The sequence below is a fragment of the Desulfovibrio sp. 1214_IL3152 genome (assembly GCF_036763055.1).
In the GTDB taxonomy this organism is placed as follows: domain Bacteria; phylum Desulfobacterota; class Desulfovibrionia; order Desulfovibrionales; family Desulfovibrionaceae; genus Desulfovibrio.
In genome coordinates, this window is the sequence record NZ_JBAIYW010000419.1 from 1 (window position 1) to 2,480 (window position 2,480).

General features: G+C 55.4%; 2 protein-coding genes and 4 tRNA genes. 5 read left to right on the forward strand and 1 reads right to left on the reverse strand.

The features are described 5' to 3' along the window. The 5 genes from V6C07_RS08890 to V6C07_RS08910 form a co-directional block, all read left to right on the forward strand. Positions 1 to 819 (forward strand): phenylacetate--CoA ligase family protein (locus V6C07_RS08890; protein ID WP_333536048.1); only part of this gene is annotated, 819 nt, incomplete at its 5' end. Between the two features lie 454 nt (positions 820 to 1,273). Continuing rightward, positions 1,274 to 1,348, forward strand: a tRNA-Gly gene (locus V6C07_RS08895). A 10-nt stretch (positions 1,349 to 1,358) separates the two neighbouring features. Beyond that, positions 1,359 to 1,432, forward strand: a tRNA-Cys gene (locus V6C07_RS08900). A 34-nt stretch (positions 1,433 to 1,466) separates the two neighbouring features. Next, a tRNA-Gly gene (locus V6C07_RS08905) sits at positions 1,467 to 1,541 on the forward strand. A 5-nt stretch (positions 1,542 to 1,546) separates the two neighbouring features. After that, a tRNA-Gly gene (locus tag V6C07_RS08910) sits at positions 1,547 to 1,621 on the forward strand. A 177-nt stretch (positions 1,622 to 1,798) separates the two neighbouring features. Here V6C07_RS08910 and V6C07_RS08915 read toward each other — a convergent pair. Beyond that, entirely contained in the window at positions 1,799 to 2,242 is a 444-nt protein-coding gene (locus V6C07_RS08915) for a cytochrome c3 family protein (RefSeq protein ID WP_333536049.1), read from the reverse strand. Positions 2,243 to 2,480 lie beyond the last annotated feature (238 nt).

Below are 2,480 nucleotides of genomic sequence, written 5' to 3' on the forward strand. Positions count from 1 at the left end.
ACGCGCCGTCAGGCTCACCTGATGCGGGATTTCGGGGCCACGGTGCTGTGCGCCACCCCCTCTTACGCCCTGCATCTCTGGGAAGCCGCCCACGAGTCCGGAGTGGATTTTCGCGAACTGCCGCTGCGCACAGGCATTTTTGGCGCGGAGCCGTGGTCAGAAGCCATGCGCCGCGATATTGAGGAAAAGATGGGCATGGACGCCATGAACATCTACGGCCTTTCTGAAATTATGGGGCCCGGCGTGGCTATGGAATGTGTTGAGGCAAAACACGGCATGCACCTGTGGGAAGACCACATTCTGCCGGAGATCATCGACCCCGTGACCGGCGAGCAACTGCCTCCCGGCCAGGTGGGCGAACTGGTGCTGACCACCCTCACCAAAGAGGGCATACCCATGCTGCGCTACCGCACCCGCGACCTCACAAGCCTTGACTACACCCCCTGCCGCTGCGGGCGCACACATGTGCGCATTTCGCGCCTTCAGGGCCGCAGCGACGACATGCTCATCATACGCGGTGTCAACGTCTTTCCGCAGCAGATCGAAGGCCTGCTTATGGAAAGTGACGGCCTTACGCCCAACTATCAGATCATTGTGGGTACATCCAACAATCTGGATACTCTTGAGGTGCGCGTGGAAGTCAGCGACACCCTGTTTGCCGACGAGATCCGCAAACTGCAAATGCTTGAAAACCGCCTGCAAAAAAGCATCAAGGAATTCTTGGGAGTCTCGGCCAAGGTGCGCCTGATGGAGCCGCGCTCCATCCAGCGCTCTGAAGGCAAGGCCCAACGCATCGTGGATCAGCGCGAAAAATCGTAGCGCACGCCGCATACACTTTGGGACAGAACCGAACTTCAGGCGGGCCACTACGGCCCGCCTGATTTTTGGCTGCCCTCCCCGGACCGCGGGGCAATTTCATGCCGGTTTTGCACATCAAATAGAGCATTTAACACTTGAAATGCTTGCTTACGGCAGGCAAAAGCCTGCCTGCTCGCATTTCGCGGCAAGGATTTTCAGGAAAATCCTTGCAGAGCAGTTGACTCGTTTCATTCGTAAACTGCTCTAGAGCATTTAACACTTGAAATGCTTGCTTACGGCAGGCAAAAGCCTGCCTGCTCGCATTTCGCGGCAAGGATTTTCAGGAAAATCCTTGCAGAGCAGTTGACTCGTTTCATTCGCAAACTGCTCTAGCAGAAAAAAATAAAACTTTTCGAAATTTATGGAACAAAGCTTGACACTCAGGCCTAATCCACGTAAAAGCATACCTCGCTGAGCGGGAGTAACTCAGTGGTAGAGTGCAACCTTGCCAAGGTTGAAGTCGCGGGTTCAAATCCCGTCTCCCGCTCCACTTTTTTGCTGGCGGCATAGCCAAGTGGTAAGGCAGAGGTCTGCAAAACCTCCATCTCCAGTTCAAATCTGGATGCCGCCTCCAAAAAATTTTCACGCTTCGCCGTTTCGCAGACCACGCGGGAGTAACTCAGTGGTAGAGTGCAACCTTGCCAAGGTTGAAGTCGCGGGTTCAAATCCCGTCTCCCGCTCCACTTTTGCGGGAATAACTCAACGGTAGAGTGTCAGCTTCCCAAGCTGAAGGTTGCGGGTTCAAATCCCGTTTCCCGCTCCAGAGAAAGAACACGCCCTTACGGCTATGCCGCAAGGGCTTTTTTTGTTGCCTGCTTAAAAGCCCTGTGCCCCATGCTGAATAATTCTGGCAGCAGAATGCTCCAGACAACAAGGATGCCGGTCAACCTGGGTTGACCGGCATCCGGCATTCGGCACACTTGCCGCATGTCATGCAAAATTACTTTTTGGCAGCCTTGGCGGCCTCGGCGGCTTCACGCGCGGCGGGGCTCATGTGGCAAGGACGGCAGCCCTTGAACTGCGGGAACTTGCCCGGATTCTCAGCAGCAAGCTTTTTGTGGCAGCCAAGGCACGAACGGTCGCCATTCTTGGAGTGGAATGCCATAAACATGCTCATGGGATCGCGTTCACGCGCGCCGGGCGTGGCGTGACACTCGGTACAGGCCACATAGCGGCCATCGCTGCCTTCTTCGTGGTGGCAATGGAAGCAGGAAATACCCTTGTGCGCGGTGTGGGGAAACATGACGTTCATGCGTTTGGAGCCGGAAGCTTCAATTTCAATAGGTTCTTTGATAACTTGCGACATCTCCTTGACGCTGCGGGCCTGTGCGCCGCCGGCCCACAGAAACATCAGGGCAAAAAGAGTGAAGACCAGGGTTTTCATGAACAAGCTCCTCCTGAGGTAGTAAATCTTCGGAAACCCTGAGTAATGATCATTTTTGTCCTCTGCCCGCATCAGTCCTCCTGCAGAAACCTCATGCATGTGTGATGCACTTGACTCCGCCCGGACTTCGTCAGCTCTGGCAAAGAGCAAAAATCCTCACTACTCCGATGGTTACCTTGGTGTCTCTGCGCATGCCGAACCGTCCGGCCAGCCTGGCCGCTGACGCTTCCGTCAGCCC